An 18,294-nucleotide genomic window follows, 5' to 3' on the forward strand; every position below is an offset into this window, starting at 1 on the left:
CCGCGGGCGGCAAGCTGCACTTCCAGATGCACTACACGACCATGGGCAAGGAAACGGTCGATAAGACCCAGGTCGGCTTCTACACGCTGAAGGCGCCGCCCGAGTACATCAAGCGCTCGACGGTGATCTCGACCTTCGCGCTCTACATCCCGGCGGGCGAGGCGCGCCACCAGGAGGTCGCCTACCTGACCTTCCCGGCCGACGCCTATCTCTACACGCTCTATCCGCACTCCCACTACCGCGGCTACCACGTGGAGCTGAAGGCGGTGACGCCGGACGGCAAGGAGAACATGCTGCTCAGCCTGCCGAAGTACGACTTCAACTGGCAGCGCGACTACGATCCGGTGAAGCCGATCCTGGTCAAGGCCGGGACCAAGCTGGTGGCCACCTGGGTCTATGACAACTCCTCGCACAATCCGGCCAACCCGGACCCGAAGCGCAACGTCACCTGGGGCGAACAGACCCCCGACGAGATGATGTACTTCCGGGTCAACTACCGCTGGGCCGACGAGACGGTGACCCACGTCCGCAACGACCTGCAGCAGAAGCTGTACGCCTCGCAGATGATGGGGTCGCTGGATTCGAACCTCGACGGCTTCATCGAGAAGAGCGAGCTGAAGGGCCCGCTGGCCCCGCTGCAGGCCAAGTTCGACGCGGCCGACGTCACCCACCGCGGCAAGCTGAACGCCGAGGAACTGGCCAAGATCCTGCCCAGCCGCCGCATGGCGCGTCAGAAGAACGACACGCCCGACGTCTAGGGACCTTTGACAGTCTAGTTTACGAACGTAATATCCTCCCGGCCTCACCCCGAGGCCGGGAGCTTACGTCTTGCCCCTCAACTATGGCGAACGCCGCAAGCCGCGCGACCTGAGGGGCCTCTGGCTGGGCCTGATCCCGGGCGCCGCCCTGGTGTGGGCGATCCTCGCGGCCAATTCGGCAGGCCATCACCGGCTCGAGCGCGAGCAGGGCTGGATTGGCGCCGGCCCGCCCTGTCCGCCCCTTTCGGCGGCGGCCTATCGCGCCCGCGGCTATGCGGCCCACGAGCGGGCCACGGACTACGACGGCTCGACCCTTGCCCGTCAGTTCGGCCACATGATCTGCAAGGACGTCGACACCAGCGGCGGCTTCGGCGTCCTCAGCCACCCCGCCTGCCAGTTCACCAGCCCGACGGCGATCCGCGTGAAGACCGCGGCCGGCGAGGCCTTCTTCGAACCCGGCGCCGGCCGGCTCGCGACGGTCAGCATTGAAAAGGGCAGGGTGGCCTGCGCGACGAGCGGCCAGTTCACCCTGTTCCACGACCCGACCAACTAGGGCGTCACGGTCGGGCAGGGACGATCCGGCAATCGGGTGTCGCAGACCTGAATTCCACCCAGATAGGTCATGGTCGGCGGGATGACCTCCTTCGTCAGGCCGGACCGGTAGGCGTACTGAACGGAGTAGAGGGCGTCGTTCCCGCCGATGAACTTGCCGAACATATTCTCGGGCTTTCCCGTGGCGGGGTTCAGCGGGCAGGTGAAGAGCCAGAGTGAAAACGGATAGCCGTTCTCCTGGCCCTCCTTCAGGTCCTGCACCTCGGCCCCGGGGCAAGCCGACGTCCAACTCTGCCGCAGCCCGCCTCCGAACTTGGCCGGGTCGAAGTGCTTGAGGTTGCGGAACACCTGAAGGGTGATCATTCGCGACCAAGCCTGGACCGTCTCGCCGTGGGGCACGTACTCCGCGATGATCATCGGGCCCTGTTGGTTCTGTTTGCCGACCTGGAAGTCGTGCGGGACGTTGACGATAATGTTCTCGTCCTCGAGCGGCGCCGGCCGGGCGGCCAGCGGGGCCAGAAGGAGCGGTGTCGCGAGCAGGCAGGCGATCTGGCGATTCCAAGGCATGCGGCACGCTAGGGCCATAACTTGGCCGCTATGGGGCGGCCTCTAGGGCTTCGCAGTCAGATAGAGTTGGCGCCCCCGCACCTGGAACGACTCCAGCCGGCTCAGGAAGGTCATGCCGAGCAGGGAAAAGCTCATCGGCGCCTGGTTGATGACCATCGGCATGTCGTCGACGCGGATCGGCCCGACTTCCAGCGTGCGGGCCGTGTAGCGCGCGCCATAGCCTGTGCCGTTGGCCGTCTCCGCCAGGTGATCGAACGGCAGGCCCTTGGAATCGATGCCGAGCCGCTCGGCGTCGGCGGGGCTGAGCACGGTGTCGCTGGAGCCGGTGTCCACCAGAAAGCGCACGGGCTGGCCGTTGACCTTGCCCATGATCATGAAGCCGCCGCCCTCGCTGGCGGTCACCACCAGCTGGCGCGGGCCGCTGGCGACGGGATAGGACGAGGAGAACTCGCTGCGGATCCGCTGGCCCACGCCCATCAGCTCGTCGCGGTAGGTCAGGCCGACCACCAGCACGGCGATGACGACGGCCCACAGGCCGACGAATTTCGCGGCGCGGCCCCAGTGGACCTTGCGGGCCCGGAACACGCCGAGCGACAGGATGACGAGGATGGTGGCGGTGCGCAGAACCGCGCCCTGGTCGTCCAGCGCGCCCAGGCGTCCGGGAAAGGCGCGCGACAGCAGCCAGATCCCGCCCGCGATCGCCGCCATCAGGGCCAGCCAGATCAACAGCCGCCAGGGCGGGCGGCGCGGCGCCGCTGGCGCCTCTGGCTCTTCGCGGCCCCAAGGGCCGCCCTCGTTCGACATGCGCCGCGATCCTTAAGGGTCGGGCCGTCACCCTAGCGGGCCGCCTACGTCCCTGGAACCGTGTGGAAGCTGGAGACCAGGCTTCCCGCCACCAATCGCCAGCCGTCCACCAGGACGAAGAAGATCAGCTTGAACGGCAGGCTGATCACCACCGGCGGCAGCATCATCATGCCCATGCTCATCAAGACGCTGGCCACCACCAGGTCGATGACCAGGAAGGGCACGAACAGCAGGAAGCCGATCTCGAAGGCGCGCTTCAGCTCGCTGATCATGAAGGCCGGCGTCACCACCTGGATCGGGGTGGCGAGCGCGGTCGCGGGCTTGGGAATCCGCGAGAGCTTGATGAACAGCGCCAGGTCCTCGCGGTCCACCTGCTGCAGCATGAAGGCCTTCACCGGCGCGGCGGAGGCGTCGAAGGCGGCGGGGAGCTCCATCTGCTGGTCCATCAGGGGCTTGATGCCCTCGTCGTAGGACTTCTGCAGGGTCGGGCCCATGACGATGGCGGTGAGGAACAGCGCCAGCGAAATGATCACCGAATTGGGCGGGCTCTGCTGCAGGCCAAGCGCGGTGCGCAGCAAGGACAGCACCACCACGATGCGCACGAACGCCGTGGTCATGATGACGATCGAGGGCGCCAGCGACAGCACCGTCATCAGCCCGATCAGCTGCACGACGCGCTCGGTCAGGCCAGCCCCGGTGCCAAGGTTGATGTTCACCGCCTGGGCGATGGCCGCGGCCGGGAAGGCGAGGCTGGCCAGCGTCGTCAGCGCCGCCAGGATCGCGGCGCGGCGCCATTCGGCGGCGGGAAGCGTGCGGATGGCCTTTGCGAGCTCGAACATCAGGACCGGCCTTTCGGAGTCGCGATCTCCGACACGAGTTGGCCTTCGCCCAGCAGGATCAGCCGCTCCTTGCCGTCGACCGCGACGATCACCAGCCGGCGCGCCGGGTCCAGCACCAGGGTCTCGACAAGCGTCAGCCGCCGGTCGGCCTTGGGGCCGCCGAAGCGGCTGAACGCGCCGGGCCCGTAGCGGCGCAGCGCGACGGCGGCCAGGCCGATCAGGCCCAGCGTGAGGGCGAGGGCGAAGACGGCTCTGGCGAATTCGGCGAGGGGCATGACGCTTCTGCGGGGCTCTGGAGATCCAGCGCGCAGGAGACTGCAAAGGCCTTAAGTCCGGGTTAACCCTGTTTATTCACCATGCCCGTCATGGACATTGGCGACCTTCCCATTCTCCAGATGCTGAAGAGCCGGTTGGGGTATCTCGCCGACCGTCAGCGCGTCATCTCCGAAAACGTGGCCAACGCCGACACGCCTGGCTACGCGGCCCGTGACCTGAAGCCGTTCAGCTTCCAGGCGCATGTGAACCGCGCCGCCGGCGCCGCCGCGGCGGGCGGAGCCGCCATCGCCGCCGGCCCCATGGCCGCCACCCAGCCCGGCCACATGCAGCCCAAGAGCGCGAGCAAGGGCCTGGCCGCGGCCTTCAAGGTCGCCAAGAGCCCGGATTCCGAGGAGACGCTGGACGGCAACGGCGTGGTGCTCGAGGACGAGATGGTCAAGCTGACCAATTCGCGGATGGACTACGACGCGGCCGTCACCCTCTACCAGCAGTCGCTCGGCATGCTGAAGACCGCCATCCGCAAGCCCGGCGGCTAGGGCAGGAGCAGACTAGATGGCCGACGACAAATCCATGACCGCCACAACCCAGTCGATCGCGGTCTCCGCGCTGCGCGCCCAGCAGGCGCGCATGCGGATCATCGCGGAGAACCTGGCCAACGCCGATTCGACCTCCAAGACCCCCGGCGGCGACCCCTATCGGCGCCAGGCGCCGGTGTTCCAGGCGGTCAGTGTCGGCAATGGGGGGACCGGCGTGAAGATGAGCCGCGCGGTGCCCGACAAAACGCCCTTCAACTCGACCTTCGACCCCTCCAATCCTTCGGCCGACGCCACCGGCTATGTGAAGACTCCCAACGTCGATCCGCTGATCGAGGCCATGGACATGAAGGACGCGCAGCGGGCCTACGAAGCCAACCTCAACGTCATCGAGACGGCGCGCGCCATGGACGCGCGCACCCTCGACATCCTGAAGCAGTAGGGAGCGGACCTAAGCCATGATGACCGCCCTCGCCGCCGCCAAGGCCTATGGCGCCGTCCAGAAGACCATGGCCGCCGCCGATCCCGCCGCCCTGGGCGCGGAGGTCGCCGCCCCCGGCGGCGGTTTCGGCGACATCCTGAAGTCGGCCATGAACGACGTCATGAAGACCAGCAAGGCCGCCGAAGGCCAGATGGTCGCCCAGGCCCAGGGCAAGGCCCAGCTGATCGACGTGGTCACCGCCGTCTCCTCCGCCGAGCAGAGCCTGAACACGGTCATGGCCATCCGCGACCAGGTGATCAGCGCCTACCAGGAAATCATGCGGATGCCGATCTGACCGCGTAAGCGGGTCATCCCGGCGGAAGCCGGGATCCAGCAGCGCCGCGAGTGGGCGCCGCTTGCCGGATCAGAGCCGGACCCTGCAGACTTGCTTGCAAAACACAATCGCTTGCTTATGTAGAGGCTAGCGGCTTCCGACCTGCACCTGGAATAGCGGCTCTGAAGGTGGGACGAGAGTGAGATCCGCCGTCTGGTTTCCTTGACCGAGCTGCAGACCTTTTACGATCGGGAGCGCCGTGCCCAAATCAAATTGCGCCATCAACCTTTCGCTTGAGATTTTCGGCGACCGATGGACGCTGCTCATCCTCCGAGACATGATGTTCCAGAACAGGCGTCACTTTGGAGAACTGCTGGTCTCCGACGAACGCATCGCCTCCAACGTCCTCTCGGACCGCCTGAAGATGCTCGTGGCCGAGGGATTGCTGACCCGCCGCGACGATCCTACCCACAAGCTCAAGGCGATCTACAGCCTGACGGAGAAGAGCATCTCACTGCTGCCGGTGATCGCCCAAATCGCCATTTGGGGCCGCAATCATCATCCTGACAGCCCCCGGCAAGGCCCGCATATCTGGGACATGATGGAAGGTGGTCCGAAAGCGTGGGCGCGTTTCATGGCGGAGCTGCGCGAAACCCATCTTGGCGAGGGGCCCCCGCAGGCCAAGCGCCGGCGTGTCGCTGCCAAAACCGTCGCGGCCGCCTAATCACATCTCGCTAGCTCTTTTGCGACTCCACCGCGGTTGGAAAGCCCGCGGGTCCGCCGAAATAGCATTCGAGCGCTTCGATCTTGAGACCCCGCAGCCGATGAACCTCCACGTCGCGAAAGGCCTTTCCGTCCGCGGTGTGGCAGAGCCATTTCACAGTCACGAAATCGCCCTTCGCCATCACCAGCTCCAGGTCGAAGCTTTTGATGTGTGCGATCTGAGTGTCCCAGCAATTCTTCTTGAAGGCGGTCTTGCTGATGTGATCGTCGGGGGCGGCGCTCGTAAAGGTGAAGTCGTCGGCCAGCAGGGCGCCGAAGGGAGCCCAATTCGTTTTTTCCGTTTCCCACAACCTGTACCACTTGCGGACAATCATCTCGTTTTTTGAGGTCTCGTCGGGCCGCGCCCGCGCGCCTGAGGCTGCCGATGCGAGCCCGGCTCCGGCGAACGCGCCCGCTCCGAGTTCGAGCAGAAGGCGGCGAGACATGACTGCGGACATGGTCATCGTGAGCTCCCCAATTTTCAGCGCCGCGACGCCTCAAGCGCTTGCGTATGGGAAGTGATTGCAAATTACAAGTTCATACACTTGGTTCGCCCTCGCCGCCTCCCGTGAATTCCAATCACTTGTGAACTGCAATCGCTTGCGATATGCAACTGTAGTGACAGATGGATGGAGTGCGTCGATGATGAGGCTTGCGGGCCAGATTTCGGTTTCGCTGGACGTCGAAACGTTTGTCGAAGCCGGGGACCATCAGAAGGTTCTCGAGGGGTTCGTCACGGCGCTCCGCGAGACCTATCCGAACGCCGCCCTGACCATAAAGCAGCGACGTCCGCGCCCGGCGTTGAGGCTCGCCCCGGCCGCGCAGGCCGCGGTGTCCATGGAGCGCTATCGGGGCCGGAGATAGCAGATGCGCGCCCGGAGCAGCCTGCTACGCGCCCTGATGGAGTTCCATGCGCTGCACCCCGGCGTCACGCTCCACCAGGTCATCGCCTTCCTGCACGTCGCCGAGGGCGAAGGCCAGGCGGTCTGCGACATCGCAGCTGCGACGAGGTTCACCCAGTCGACCGCCTCGAGGAGCTTGCGCGCCAACGGGCCGCCCGACAGCGACTGGGCGGCCATGCCGGCCCTCGGACTCCTTGAGGCCTACCTCGCTGAGTGGGACGGCCGCAGCCACCAGATTTTTCTGTCGGAAAAGGGCCGAGCCCTCTGCGACGTCCTGGACCGCATCGCGGGCGAGGCCCGCCTATTGCGTCCGCCAGGGCGTCGGATGTCGAGGGCCGCAGATGCTCACTAGGCCCCCATCCCTAAGGGCGGTCGCCGCCTTCGAAGCTGCGGCGCGCTTCGAGAGCTTCTCGAAGGCCGCGGAAGAGCTGAATCTCACTCACAGCGCGATCAGTCATGCGATCCGCAGTCTCGAGCAGCGGCTGGGCGCCCAGTTGTTCCTGCGCATTGGACGGCGTGTCTCGCTGACTCACGAGGGGGCCAATCTGGTCAAGCGGGTCCGGGCGAGTTTGGCGCTGCTGACCGACGCCATGGACCGCCGACCGCAGTTGGGGCGAAGCCGACTGTCGATCGGCGCGGACGCGGGCGTTGCGCTGCGGCTCATCGCGCCACGCCTCCGCGCTTTCAAGGCGCTTCACCCGGAGATCGACATCGACCTGAGAAGCGTCGCGTCCACAGCGGCGCTGAGGGGGTCTGAGATCGACCTTGCGGTGCGGTCGGGGCCAGGCGCCGATCTGGGCCTCTCCAGCCGGCTCATCGCCCACGAGCGCCTCTGGCCGGTCTCGGCGCCCGGCATCGCGCAAGCGACATCCCTGCAGGAGGCCTCGAACAGCTCACTGATCGAGTCCCTCGAACATCCCTGGTCGCTGTGGTTCTCCCACGGCGCGCGGAAGCAGCCGATCGGCGCGCCCGCCCTGGTGGTGGATACAGACCTGCTGGCGATGGAAGTCGCGAAAAGCGGTCTTGGAGTGTGTCTGGCGCCCGCCATCCTGGCAAAGAAGGATCTCGAGTCCGGCGCGCTCGTGAGGCTTTGCGACGAGGGGGTTCGCGCCAGCTCCTTCTACCATCTCGACTGGAGCCCGATGTCGACGAAGGGCCACGAGATCGAGCTCTTCATCGCCTGGCTGCGCCAGGCCATTTCGGCCGACACATCTCCGGCTCGCGACGAGACGCCGCTGCCGCCGTTGCAGGTCTACGCCGCCTGATCCCGGCGGCGCGCCGCGATCTGACGCAAATATATCACACAGAACCTTCCGTTCTGGCTCAGACGGCTCGGCCGAGGTCCAAGATATCCTTGAGTTGAGTGCGTGGATGTGCGGGATTTCCTCAACAAAACTAAGTCCTGAGATGCATCGAGTCGCGCCCACATAAGCTGATCCGATCCAGAGACGCAGCCCTAAGCTCGCCTTGTGAGGCCTTTCCATTCAATAGGTGAAGTCATTTCACTTATAACCGGGACGGAGGCCCGATTAGCTGATCCCAGGAGCGGTGAGGGTGGATCACCCGCGCCGCATAGAAGGCGAGCCAAGCCGGCGCGAGGTCGCGCCCGGTGCGCGCGCGCCGGGGGATGATTTTGATGAGCGCTGTACGAACCCACCTCCTAACCACCTCGATCCTGTGCGGAGCCGCGGCCGTCGTCATTTTACCGATGGCCGCCCACGCCGCCGCCACGGCTGACGCCGCCGCGGGCGAGGTCTCCGAAATCGTCGTGACGGGCACGCGAATCCCGTCGCCGAACCTGACTTCGATCGCGCCGGTGACCACGATCGGCAACGCCGACATCAAGGCCCAGGGCGTCACGCGCATCGAAGACATCACCAACTCCCTGCCGCAGGTGTTCGCTGGCCAGGGCTCGTCGATCTCCAACGCCGCGACCGGCGCCGCCACCGTTGACCTGCGGGGTCTTGGGCCCAGCCGCACCCTGGTGCTGATCGACAGCCGCCGGGTGATGCCGGGTGATCCGAACGCGTCCACCACCGCGGTCGACCTGAACTTCATCCCCGCCGCCCTGGTCGAGCGGGTGGATGTGCTGACCGGCGGGGCCTCCGCCACCTACGGCGCGGACGCGGTGTCCGGCGTCGTCAATTTCATCATGCTGAAGAACTTCGAGGGCGTGCGTCTCGACGCTCAGTACTCGGGCTACCAGCACACCCAGCATGACGGCGCGATCGAGAGCGTGGTCCGCGCGGCCGCGGCCAACGCCACCGACCCCCGCCAGTTCTCCCTGCCGCAGCACAGCCTGTGGGACGGCGAAGGCTCGGAAGTGAGCCTGGTGTTCGGTGTGAATGCGCCCGACGGCAAGGGCAACATCACCGCCTACGCCACCTATCGCCAGAACAACCCGATCCTGCAGGGTGAGCGCGACTTCAGCGCCTGCACCTTGAACTCGTCAACGACCTTCGCGGCCGCCGGCTGCGGCGGGTCCGGCACCGCCTTCCCAGCCCGCGTCGGCGCATTCCTGGTCGACCCGACCACCTTCAACACCTTCCGTGCGCGCAACCCCGCCACCGACGTTTTCAACTTCGGCCCGCAGAACTTCTACGTGCGGCCTGACGAGCGCTACAGCCTGGGCGCCTTCGCCCACTACGAGATCGCGCCCTGGGCCCAGGCCTACATGGACACCATGTTCATGAACGACCGCTCGCAGTCGCAGATCGCCGCGGGCGGCATCTTCGCCGAAACCTACTCGATCAACTGCGCCAACCCCCTGCTCAGCACCCAAGAGAGGAGCGTGCTGCCCTCGACCACCGGGGCGACCTGCGCGGCCAATCCCACCGGCATGTTCACCGGCACGGTCGCGCGCCGGCTTCAGGCCGGCGAAGGCGGCGGGCGGGATGTCGATCTCCGTCACGCGGATTACCGGATCGTCGTCGGCCTGAAGGGCGACCTGGGCAAGAACTGGAACTACGACGGCTACCTCCTCTACGGCGCGGTCCAGCTCTCCAATGAGGGGAGCGGCACCCTGGACAAGGCCCGGATTCTGCAGGCGCTGAACGTCGTCCAGACACCGACCGGCCCGCAATGCGCCCCCGGCGCCGACGCCGGTTGCGTGCCCCTGAACATCTTCACCAGCCAGTTCATCTCGCCCGCCGCGCTGAAGTTCCTGAACGCCAACAGCTTCCAGGAAGGCAACACCAAGGAGCAGGTGGCGAGCATCGCCTTCACCGGCAAGCTCGGCGACTACGGGATCAAGAGCCCGATGGCCGCGGAGGGCGTGGGCGTCGCCCTGGGCGCCGAGTACCGCCGCGAACACATCGACGCGACGGCCGACTTCCTCGCCAATAACAACCTGATCAGCGGCAACGGCGGCGCGGCGACCCCGATCAATGGCAGCTTCGACGTCTATGAACTGTTCGGCGAGGCGCGGATCCCGCTGGTGAGCGACATGCCCCTCGCCAAGTACCTGGGCCTGGAACTCGGCTACCGCTTCTCCGACTACTCCTCGGTCGGCGACACCAACACCTACAAGGTGGCCGGCGAGTGGGAAGTGATCGACGGTCTGCGCTTGCGGGGCGGCTACAACCGCGCCGTCCGCGCCCCCAATGTCAGAGAACTCTTCGCGCCGCAGGTTGTCGGCCTGGATGGCACCCAGGACCCGTGTGCGGGCCTGACCGCCGCCAACCCGCTGGTCGCCACCTGCGCCAGCGTCTTCCACCTGACCACGGCCCAGGTCCTGGCCATCGAGAAGAACCCGGCCAACCAGTACTATGGCGAGTTCGGCGGCAACCCGAACCTGAAGCCGGAAATCAGCGACACCTATACCGCCGGCGTCGTCTGGCAACCGAGCTTCGCGCCGGGCCTGAACATCTCGCTCGACTACTTCAACATCAAGGTCGATCAATTCATCAGCACCGTCGGCGCGAACCTGATCCTCAGCCAGTGCATCAGCGGTCAAAACACCAGCTTCTGCGGCCTGGTCCACCGCGAACCCGGCAACAACTCGCTGTTCATCGACACCACCGGCTTCGTGCAGGACACCACGCTCAACACCGGTTCGCTGAAGACCACGGGCGTCGATCTGAACGTCAACTACCGCACCGACCTGTCGAACCTCGGCCTGGGGGACAACGGCAGCGTCTCAGTCGCCATGGTCGGCACCTGGCTCAACGAGCTGGACACCCAGCCCCTGCCGGGCGGCCCGACCTACAACTGCAAGGGCCTGGAAGGCCCCACCTGCGGCGTCCCGGCTCCGGAATGGCGTCACAAGCTGCGCGTCACCTGGACCACGCCCTATTCCTACGGCGACTGGGTGAAGAGCCTGAGCTTCTCGGCCCAGTGGCGCTACTTCGGCAAGGTGACGCTCGACGCCTACAGCTCAGACCCGCAGCTGAACAACCCCGGCCTGCAGAACCTGACCGACAAGTCGTTCGCGGCTCAGAGCTATCTGGATCTGACGGCCAATTTCACGGTCCACAACAACCTGAACTTCCGGGTGGGCGTGAACAACGTGTTCGACAAGGACCCGCCGCTCACCGGCTCCTCGAACTGCCCGGCCGGCCCCTGCAGCGGCAACACCTATCCGCAGGTCTACGATTCGCTGGGCCGTTTCGTGTTCGTGGGCCTGACCGCCGACTTCTAGGGCGCTCGTCTGCCGCGGGCGGCGGAGGAGATCCGCCGCCCGCGCGGGCGGAAAGGCGCCGGTCGCCTGTGGGCATCGCGCAAACTCGTGCTAGGCCTTGACCATGGCGGGGCCGGCGATCGAGCTTTTAGGGGTTGAGAAGCGCTACGGCGCGCACGCCGCGCTGGCCGGCGTCTCCCTGACGTTCGAACCCGGCGTCTTCACCGCGCTGGTCGGAGGCTCGGGGTCAGGCAAGACCACGCTCTTGAAGACCATCAACCGGCTGGTGACGCCGGACGCCGGCGAGGTGCGGGTGCTCGGCCAGAACGTGGCGGCGCTGATCCCGCCGGTCCTGCGGCGCAAGATCGGCTACGTGTTCCAGGAGGTGGGCCTGTTCCCGCACCTGACGGTGGCCGAGAACATCGCCATCACGCCCAAGCTGCTCGGCTGGGACAAGGGGCGGACCGACGCGCGGGTCGCCAACCTGCTGGGCCTCGTCGACCTGCCGCTGGAGGTCGCGGGCCGCACGCCGGACGCGCTCTCCGGCGGCCAGCGCCAGCGGGTGGGCGTCGCCCGCGCGCTCGCCGCGGAGCCCAAGCTGATGCTGATGGACGAGCCGTTCGGGGCGCTGGATCCATTGACCCGCGACGCGCTCGGGACCGACTACCGTTCGCTGCACGAGCGTCTTGGCCTGACCACGGTGATGGTCACCCACGACATGGCCGAGGCGGTGCTGCTGGCCGACCGGATTGTGGTGCTGCGCGACGGCGCCGTGGTCGCCGACGGAACGCCCGCCGACCTGTTGGCCAGCGCGCGGGACGAGGGGGTGCGCGCCTTGCTGGAGGCGCCGCGGCGCCAGGCCGAGCGGCTGCGCGCCAAGCTGGCCAAGACGCCGGACGCGGCGGCATGAGCCCGAAGCTCGCCGCCGCCTTCGCCCTGCTGCCGGAATACCTCGGCTGGCATGTGCTGCTGAGCTTCAGCGCGCTCGTGCTCGGCGTCGCCATCAGCCTGCCGCTGGCCATCGCCGCCAGCCGCAGCGCGCGCCTGCGCTGGCCGGTGCTGGCCGGCGCGAGCCTCATCCAGACGATCCCCAGTCTGGCGCTCCTGGCGCTGTTCTATCCGCTGCTGCTGGCGCTCTCGGCGTTGGCCAAGGCGACGTTCGGCCATAGGTTCTCGGCGCTGGGCTTCCTGCCCTCGCTGCTGGCGCTGACGCTCTATTCCATGCTGCCGATCCTTAGGAACGGCGCGGCCGGCATCCTGGGCGTCGACGCCGCGATCAAGGAGGCGGCGGACGGGGTCGGCATGACGTCGAGCCAGCGGCTGTGGCAGGTCGAGCTACCGCTGGCGGCCCCGGTGATCATGGCGGGCGTGCGCACCGCCGCGGTCTGGACCATCGGGGCGGCGACGCTCTCGACCCCGGTCGGCCAGACCAGCCTCGGCAACTACATCTTCGCGGGCCTGCAGACCGAGAACTGGGTCTATGTGCTGTTCGGCTGCGCGGCCTCGGCGGTGCTGGCGCTCGCCGCCGACCAGCTGCTAGGCCTGATCGAGGTGGGAACCCGCAAACGCAGCGCGCGGCTGGTGCTGATCGGCGTCGGGGTCCTGCTGGCCGGCGTGGCCCTTGCGGTGACGCCGCTGGCCGTCGGGCTGGACCGGACCCAGGCCTATACGGTCGGCGCCAAGAACTTCTCCGAGCAGTACATCCTGGCCGAACTGATGGCGCAGCGGATCGAGACGGCTGGGGCGCAGGTGAGCCGCAAGGAGGACCTGGGCTCGGCCGTCGCCTACCGCGCGCTCGCCGCCGGCGAGATCGACGCCTATGTCGACTATTCCGGAACACTCTGGACCAACGCCCTGAACCGCAAGGACAATCCCGGCCGCGCCGAGGTGCTCAAACAGCTCACCGCCGAGCTCAAGCGGCGCGATGGCGTCACCGTCCTGGGCTCACTCGGCTTCGAGAACGCCTATGCGCTCACCATGCGCCCCGACCGCGCGGCGGCCCTGCACATCGCCTCCATCGCCGACCTCGCGCGCGAGGCGCCCAAGCTGACGCTCGGCTCGGACCTGGAGTTCCTGTCCCGGCCGGAATGGAAGGCGGTCGAAGGCGCCTACGGTCTGAAGTTCAAGACCCAGCGGTCCTACCAGCCGACCTTCATGTACCGCGCGCTGATGGGCGGCGAGGCCGATGTGATCAGCGCATTTTCCTCCGACGGCCGCATCGCCGCCGACAAACTCGTGATCCTCACCGACCCCAAGGGCGCGATCCCACCCTATGACGCGGTCGTGCTGATCTCGCCCAGGCGCGCCCACGACAAACGCCTGATCGCGGCCCTGCAGCCCCTGATCGGCAAGATCTCCGTGGCGCAGATGCAGGCGGCCAATCTCAGCGTCGACCGGGACCAGCAGAAAGCCTCGCCCGCCGAGGCGGCGAAGGCTCTGGAGCGGCAGATTCTGCCCAGTCCGTAGGCTTTCATTAACCATGCCGGACCATGGTGGCGGAGTTCGCGAACCAAGCGAATTCGTCAAGCTTTCCAAAGAGGTTCTTATGAGCGGCGCCGAGGTTCTGGACGTCGGGCGCGACGCCATCTGGCTCACCATCCAGCTCGCCGCGCCGTGCCTGATCGTGGGGCTGCTGGTCGGCGTCGGGATCGGCCTCCTGCAGGCGCTGACCCAGATCCAGGAAGCGACCCTGGTGGCCGCGCCGAAGATCGTGGCGATCTTCGTCTCGCTGCTGGTCTTCCTGCCGGTGATGGGCGCCCTGATGAACGGTTTCATGCGCCACATCGCCGCCCGTATCGCCAGTCTCTGACGGCGGGGCGGGAAAAGCCCTTCATGGAGCACTACGCCCCAGCCCAGCAGGTCTTCGCCGCCGGCCTGATCTTCGCGCGGATGGGCGCCATGCTGATGGCGATCCCGGGGCTTGGCGAGACCTTCGTGCCGGTTCGCGTGCGGCTCTCGTTCGGGATACTGCTGGCCCTCATCCTGTTCCCGGTGATCGGCGCCAGCGTGCCGGCGATCCCGGGCGATGTCAGCGGCGTCGCCTTCGCGGTGATCAAGGAGAGCGCCATCGGCCTGATGATCGGGGTGATCCTTAGGCTGTTCATGTCGTCGCTGGCGGCGGCCGGCGAGATCATCTCGATCCAATCCACGCTGGGCTTCGCCCAGACCACCAACCCGACCCAGGCCGCGCCGTCGTCGACGCTCGGCACCTTTCTCGGCCTCTTCGGGCTGGTGCTGATCATGACCACCAACATGCATCACCTGTTCCTGTCGGCGATCGTGCGGTCCTACACCCTGTTCCCGTTCACCCGGCCGTTGCCCTTGGCCGACGCCAATGCGCTGGCCATCCAGACGGTGTCGCGCTCCTTCGCGCTCGGGCTGCAGCTCGCAGCCCCGATCGTGGCCTTCTCGCTGATCTTCAACATCGCCACCGGCCTGGTCGGTCGGGTGATGCCGCAGTTCCAGATCTTCTTCGTCGCCTCGCCCCTGATGATCCTGCTCGCCCTGTCGATCTTCGCGCTCAGCCTGGGCGCCATCGGCATGGTGTGGATCGATCACTACCGCGACCTCGTCGGCATGTTCGCGTGATGACCGCTCCAAGCCTTCGCATGGGTGATCGGCCGTGAGCGATCAGAACGACGCCGCCTCCCGCACAGAAGAGGCGACCCCGCGAAAACTCCAGCAGGCGCGCGAGCGCGGCGAGGTGGTCAAGACGCCGGACGTCGCCCCGCTGGCCTCGCTGGCCGCGGCGGCCACCGTCGTGGCGCTCGCCGGCGGCTATCTTTCCCGGAACCTGATGACGGCGATGACGCCGTTCCTGGCGCATCCCGACGCCATGAGCTTCGACGGCGATGGCGGCGTGGCGATCATGAAGTCCGCCGTGATCGCCGCCGCCCCGGTGATCGGCGCGGTGCTCGCTGCGGCCTGCGTGGCGGGCGTCGCCGGCAACCTGATCCAGACCGGCTTCCTGTTCAGTCCCGAACGGCTCTCCCTCGACTTCGGCAAGCTGTCGCCGCTTTCCGGCTTCAAGCGGGTGTTCGGCCTCGACGGCTTCATGCAGTTCCTGAAGTCGCTGGTGAAGGTGACGCTGACCGCGCTGCTCGCCTGGTGGGTGCTCAATCCGCACATGACCGAGCTTGAGGACCTGGCCAAGCTCGAGCCGCTGGCGATGATGACCTTCGCCGCCGACATCCTGCGCCGCCTGGTGTTCGCGGTTGGGGCCTTCCTGGTGGTGGTCGCCGGCGCCGACTGGTTCTGGCAGCGCCAGCGGTTCCTGCAGCGCATGCGCATGACCAAGGAAGAGACCAAGGAGGACTACAAGCAGTCCGAAGGCGACCCGCACATCAAGGCCCGCCAGAAGCAGCTGCGCAACGAGCGCGCCCGCCGGCGGATGATGCAGGCGGTGCCGGGCGCCACCGTGGTGGTGATGAACCCGACCCACTACGCCGTGGCGCTGAAATACGACCAGGGCGAAACGCCCGCGCCGATGTGCGTCGCCAAGGGCATGGACAGCCTGGCGCTGAAGATCCGCGAGATCGCCGAGGAGGCCGGCGTGCCGGTGCTGGAGGATCCGCCCCTGGCCCGCGCCCTCTACGCCGCCGTCGAGATCGACGAGATCATCCCGCCGGCGCACTATGAGGCCGTCGCCAAGATCATCGGCTTCATCCTCAGCGCCGGCCGCGCGGTCGCCGCGCGGAAACTGCGCAATGGCGACCTGCGGAACCTCGGCCTGTAACCCGATGATCTGTGTGACAGAATGCCAGTGACCGATTCGCCGGGCGAAGTTGTCCGAGGCCCGTCCCGGGCTGACAAGGAGGCGCTGTCGCAGGCCATGGCCGAGCCGCAGGTCCGCAAAGGCCGTAAGGGCGGGTTCGACCTGCTGCTCGCCGGGGCGGTGGTGTTCTTCCTGCTGGCCGTGGTGTTCGCCGCAGCCCCGATGATCAACGCCGGGCCCTCGACCGTGGCGGGTCTGTTGCTGCTCGTCGGACTGGCGGGCGTGGCTTGCCTTGGCCTCTTCGTCCTGCGCGGGTCCAGCGACACGCCCAGCGAGACCCAGCCCAGCGCGGAGCTGATCGTCGACGCGCTGAGCGAACCCGCCGCCATCGCCGCGCCGGATGGCCGCGTGCAGGCCGCCAACGCCGCCTGGAAGTCGACCATCGGCCTGGGCGCGCGGTTGCCGAAATCCGGCGCCTCGGCGGCCAGCCTGTTCGCGGCCCTGACCGCCGCGCGCCGCGGCGAAGCCAGCCGGGCGACCATCAAGATCGGCGGCACGGAGCACGAGACCCTGGTCTCGCCGCTGGGCCCCCGCCGCTTCCTGGTGCGCCTGACCGGCCCGGGCGCCGGTGCGCTGGCGCTGCCGTCGGCGGCCATGGAGGTGCTGAGCGCCTTTACCGGCGCCATGCCGCCGCCGCCCAAGGTTCTGGACGCCTTCGCCGCGGCCTCGCCGTTCGGCGCGGCCCTGCTGGAGGGCGAAGATCCGTTCGAAGCCACGATCGTCGAAGCCAATCCGGCCTTGAAGGCCGTGGCCGGCGGCGGCGAGAAGGGCCAGACCTTTGGCGAGCTGATCGACCCGGCCAGCCGCGTCGACGCCGCCCAGAAGCTGGCGGCTGGCGCCGGCGCCGGCGCGCCGGTCGAGGTGCGTCTGGCCTACGACCCGACCCGCATCGCCCACCTCTATCTCTCGAAGAGTGACGGCCGCTGGGTCGCCTATCTGGTGGACGTCTCCGAGCAGAAGCAGATCGAGCTGCAGCTGGCCCAGAGCCAGAAGATGCAGGCCATCGGCCAGCTGGCCGGCGGCGTGGCGCACGACTTCAACAACCTGCTCACCGCCATCTTCATGCAGCTCGACGTGCTGGCCACGCGCCACCCCGTGGGCGATCCCAGCTATGAGGGCCTGAACGAGATCAAGCAGACCTCGACCCGCGCCGCCGACCTTGTGCGCAAGCTGCTCGCCTTCTCGCGCAAGCAGACCGTGCAGCGCGAGATCCTCGACCTCGGGGAACTGATCAGCGAGTTCGAGGTGCTGTTGCGCCGCGTGCTCTATGAGGACGTCAAGCTGACCACCGACTACGGCCGCAACCTGCCGCAGGTGCGCGCCGACCGCGGCCAGCTGGAAACCGCGGTGATGAATCTGGCCGTGAACGCCCGCGACAGCGTCCGCGCGCACGGCGGCGGCTGCGTCAATATCCGCACCGCCCGCGTCACCCAGGAGCAGGCCCAGGGCTTCGGCTATCCCACCGCGCAGGGCGACCAGGCGATGATCGAGGTCTCCGACGACGGCCCCGGCATCCCGCCGCAGGTGCTCGACAAGATCTTCGACCCCTTCTTCACCACCAAGCCGGTGGGCGAGGGGACGGGCCTGGGCCTGGCCACGGTCTATGGGATCGTCAAGCAGTCGGACGGCTGGATCGCGGTGGAGTCCAAGCCCGGCGAAGGCGCGGCGTTCCGCATCTTCCTGCCGGTGCACGTGCCGGTGGCCGGCGTCGCGCCGGCGCCCGTGCCCCAGGCGCCCAAGCGGCCGGTGGCGCGCGACCTCTCCGGCGCGGGCCGCATCCTGTTCGTTGAGGACGAGGACGCTGTGCGCGGCGTGGCCGCCAAGCTGCTGCGCGCCCGCGGCTATGAGGTGATCGAGGCGGCCAGCGGCGAGGAGGCCCTGGCGCTGGCCGAAACCCATGCCGGGACCATCGACCTGATGATCTCCGACGTGGTCATGCCCGGCATGCAGGGGCCGGACCTGTTGAAACAGGCCCGCGGCTATCTGGGCGCTGCGCCGGTGATGTTCATCTCCGGCTATGCCGAGAGCGAGTTCTCCGACCTCCTGGAAGGCGAGACCAACGTCTCCTTCCTGCCCAAGCCGATCGACATCAAGACGCTGGCCGAGCGGGTGAAGCAGGAGCTGCAGAAGGCGGCGTAGACGGCTCCCCAAACG

20 protein-coding genes and 1 pseudogene are annotated in these 18,294 nt (G+C 67.4%); 16 read left to right on the forward strand and 5 right to left on the reverse strand.

Translation table 11 applies throughout. From position 1 onward, the window contains the following. Both VKQ35_RS05310 and VKQ35_RS05315 read left to right on the forward strand, forming a co-directional pair. Positions 1–758: pseudogene (locus tag VKQ35_RS05310) on the forward strand (hypothetical protein); the annotation flags it as partial. 70 nt (positions 759–828) lie between these two features. After that, positions 829–1,311 (forward strand): hypothetical protein, encoded by a 483-nt coding sequence (locus VKQ35_RS05315; RefSeq protein ID WP_324359276.1) that lies wholly within the window; start codon positions 829–831, stop codon positions 1,309–1,311. On the opposite strand, the gene VKQ35_RS05320 is transcribed toward VKQ35_RS05315, so the two are convergent. The 4 genes from VKQ35_RS05320 to VKQ35_RS05335 are packed head-to-tail and all read right to left on the reverse strand — an operon-like array spanning position 1,308 to position 3,795. Next, positions 1,308–1,877 carry a hypothetical protein gene (locus tag VKQ35_RS05320; protein WP_324359278.1) on the reverse strand — a complete coding sequence of 190 codons (570 nt, stop codon included), beginning with the start codon at positions 1,875–1,877 and terminating at the stop codon, positions 1,308–1,310. The two genes, VKQ35_RS05315 and VKQ35_RS05320, sit on opposite strands and share 4 nt — an antisense overlap. Before the next feature lie 42 nt (positions 1,878–1,919). After that, on the reverse strand, positions 1,920–2,681 hold the full coding sequence (locus VKQ35_RS05325; protein ID WP_324359280.1) for a retropepsin-like aspartic protease family protein: 762 nt from the start codon (positions 2,679–2,681) through the stop codon (positions 1,920–1,922). A gap of 44 nt (positions 2,682–2,725) precedes the next feature. Continuing rightward, positions 2,726–3,520 (reverse strand): flagellar type III secretion system pore protein FliP, encoded by a 795-nt coding sequence (gene fliP / locus VKQ35_RS05330; protein ID WP_414692312.1) that lies wholly within the window; start codon positions 3,518–3,520, stop codon positions 2,726–2,728. After that, positions 3,520–3,795, reverse strand: a complete 276-nt coding sequence (locus VKQ35_RS05335) for a flagellar biosynthetic protein FliO (protein ID WP_324359358.1) — start codon at positions 3,793–3,795, stop codon at positions 3,520–3,522. The genes fliP and VKQ35_RS05335 overlap by 1 nt, the downstream gene beginning before the upstream one ends. 81 nt (positions 3,796–3,876) lie before the next feature. Here VKQ35_RS05335 and flgB point away from each other — a divergent pair, with 81 nt between their 5' ends. The 4 genes from flgB to VKQ35_RS05355 all read left to right on the forward strand — a co-directional run bounded on the left by flgB (position 3,877) and on the right by VKQ35_RS05355 (position 5,808). Further along, positions 3,877–4,332: a flagellar basal body rod protein FlgB gene (gene flgB, locus VKQ35_RS05340; RefSeq protein ID WP_324359281.1), complete on the forward strand. Its 456-nt coding sequence runs from the start codon at positions 3,877–3,879 to the stop codon at positions 4,330–4,332. Between the two features lie 16 nt (positions 4,333–4,348). Continuing rightward, the gene (gene flgC, locus VKQ35_RS05345) at positions 4,349–4,771 is read left to right on the forward strand and encodes a flagellar basal body rod protein FlgC (protein WP_324359283.1); all 423 of its coding nucleotides are present in this window, start codon (positions 4,349–4,351) and stop codon (positions 4,769–4,771) included. Between the two features lie 16 nt (positions 4,772–4,787). Continuing rightward, positions 4,788–5,105: a flagellar hook-basal body complex protein FliE gene (fliE, locus tag VKQ35_RS05350; RefSeq protein WP_324359285.1), complete on the forward strand. Its 318-nt coding sequence runs from the start codon at positions 4,788–4,790 to the stop codon at positions 5,103–5,105. 238 nt (positions 5,106–5,343) lie between these two features. Continuing rightward, complete coding sequence (locus tag VKQ35_RS05355) at positions 5,344–5,808, forward strand: helix-turn-helix domain-containing protein (RefSeq protein WP_324359287.1); 465 nt, start codon at positions 5,344–5,346, stop codon at positions 5,806–5,808. 10 nt (positions 5,809–5,818) lie between these two features. On the opposite strand, the gene VKQ35_RS05360 is transcribed toward VKQ35_RS05355, so the two are convergent. After that, positions 5,819–6,310, reverse strand: coding sequence for a nuclear transport factor 2 family protein (locus tag VKQ35_RS05360; RefSeq protein ID WP_324359289.1), 492 nt, complete (start codon positions 6,308–6,310; stop codon positions 5,819–5,821). A gap of 178 nt (positions 6,311–6,488) precedes the next feature. On the opposite strand from VKQ35_RS05360, the gene VKQ35_RS05365 reads away from it, so the two are divergent. The 10 genes from VKQ35_RS05365 to cckA all read left to right on the forward strand — a co-directional run bounded on the left by VKQ35_RS05365 (position 6,489) and on the right by cckA (position 18,279). Beyond that, a complete protein-coding gene (locus VKQ35_RS05365) occupies positions 6,489–6,710 on the forward strand; it encodes a hypothetical protein (RefSeq protein WP_324359291.1) in 222 nt (73 codons plus the stop codon). 3 nt (positions 6,711–6,713) lie between these two features. Beyond that, positions 6,714–7,100 carry a MarR family winged helix-turn-helix transcriptional regulator gene (locus tag VKQ35_RS05370; protein ID WP_324359292.1) on the forward strand — a complete coding sequence of 129 codons (387 nt, stop codon included), beginning with the start codon at positions 6,714–6,716 and terminating at the stop codon, positions 7,098–7,100. Beyond that, positions 7,090–8,013: a LysR family transcriptional regulator gene (locus VKQ35_RS05375; protein ID WP_324359294.1), complete on the forward strand. Its 924-nt coding sequence runs from the start codon at positions 7,090–7,092 to the stop codon at positions 8,011–8,013. The genes VKQ35_RS05370 and VKQ35_RS05375 overlap by 11 nt, the downstream gene beginning before the upstream one ends. Positions 8,014–8,384: 371 nt before the next feature. After that, entirely contained in the window at positions 8,385–11,387 is a 3,003-nt protein-coding gene (locus tag VKQ35_RS05380) for a TonB-dependent receptor plug domain-containing protein (protein ID WP_324359296.1), read from the forward strand. 103 nt (positions 11,388–11,490) lie between these two features. Continuing rightward, a complete protein-coding gene (locus tag VKQ35_RS05385) occupies positions 11,491–12,276 on the forward strand; it encodes an ATP-binding cassette domain-containing protein (protein ID WP_324359298.1) in 786 nt (261 codons plus the stop codon). After that, positions 12,273–13,832, forward strand: a complete 1,560-nt coding sequence (locus VKQ35_RS05390) for an ABC transporter permease/substrate-binding protein (protein ID WP_324359300.1) — start codon at positions 12,273–12,275, stop codon at positions 13,830–13,832. Before VKQ35_RS05385 ends, VKQ35_RS05390 begins: the two co-directional genes overlap by 4 nt. A gap of 79 nt (positions 13,833–13,911) precedes the next feature. Further along, on the forward strand, positions 13,912–14,175 hold the full coding sequence (fliQ, locus tag VKQ35_RS05395; RefSeq protein ID WP_324359302.1) for a flagellar biosynthesis protein FliQ: 264 nt from the start codon (positions 13,912–13,914) through the stop codon (positions 14,173–14,175). Between the two features lie 23 nt (positions 14,176–14,198). Beyond that, positions 14,199–14,954, forward strand: coding sequence for a flagellar biosynthetic protein FliR (gene fliR / locus VKQ35_RS05400; RefSeq protein ID WP_324359304.1), 756 nt, complete (start codon positions 14,199–14,201; stop codon positions 14,952–14,954). A gap of 34 nt (positions 14,955–14,988) precedes the next feature. Continuing rightward, on the forward strand, positions 14,989–16,101 hold the full coding sequence (flhB, locus tag VKQ35_RS05405) for a flagellar biosynthesis protein FlhB (RefSeq protein ID WP_324359306.1): 1,113 nt from the start codon (positions 14,989–14,991) through the stop codon (positions 16,099–16,101). 96 nt (positions 16,102–16,197) lie between these two features. Further along, positions 16,198–18,279 carry a cell cycle histidine kinase CckA gene (gene cckA / locus VKQ35_RS05410; RefSeq protein ID WP_324359308.1) on the forward strand — a complete coding sequence of 694 codons (2,082 nt, stop codon included), beginning with the start codon at positions 16,198–16,200 and terminating at the stop codon, positions 18,277–18,279. Positions 18,280–18,294: the final 15 nt, after the last annotated feature.

The organism is Phenylobacterium sp. (assembly GCF_035309685.1).
GTDB lineage: Bacteria > Pseudomonadota > Alphaproteobacteria > Caulobacterales > Caulobacteraceae > Phenylobacterium.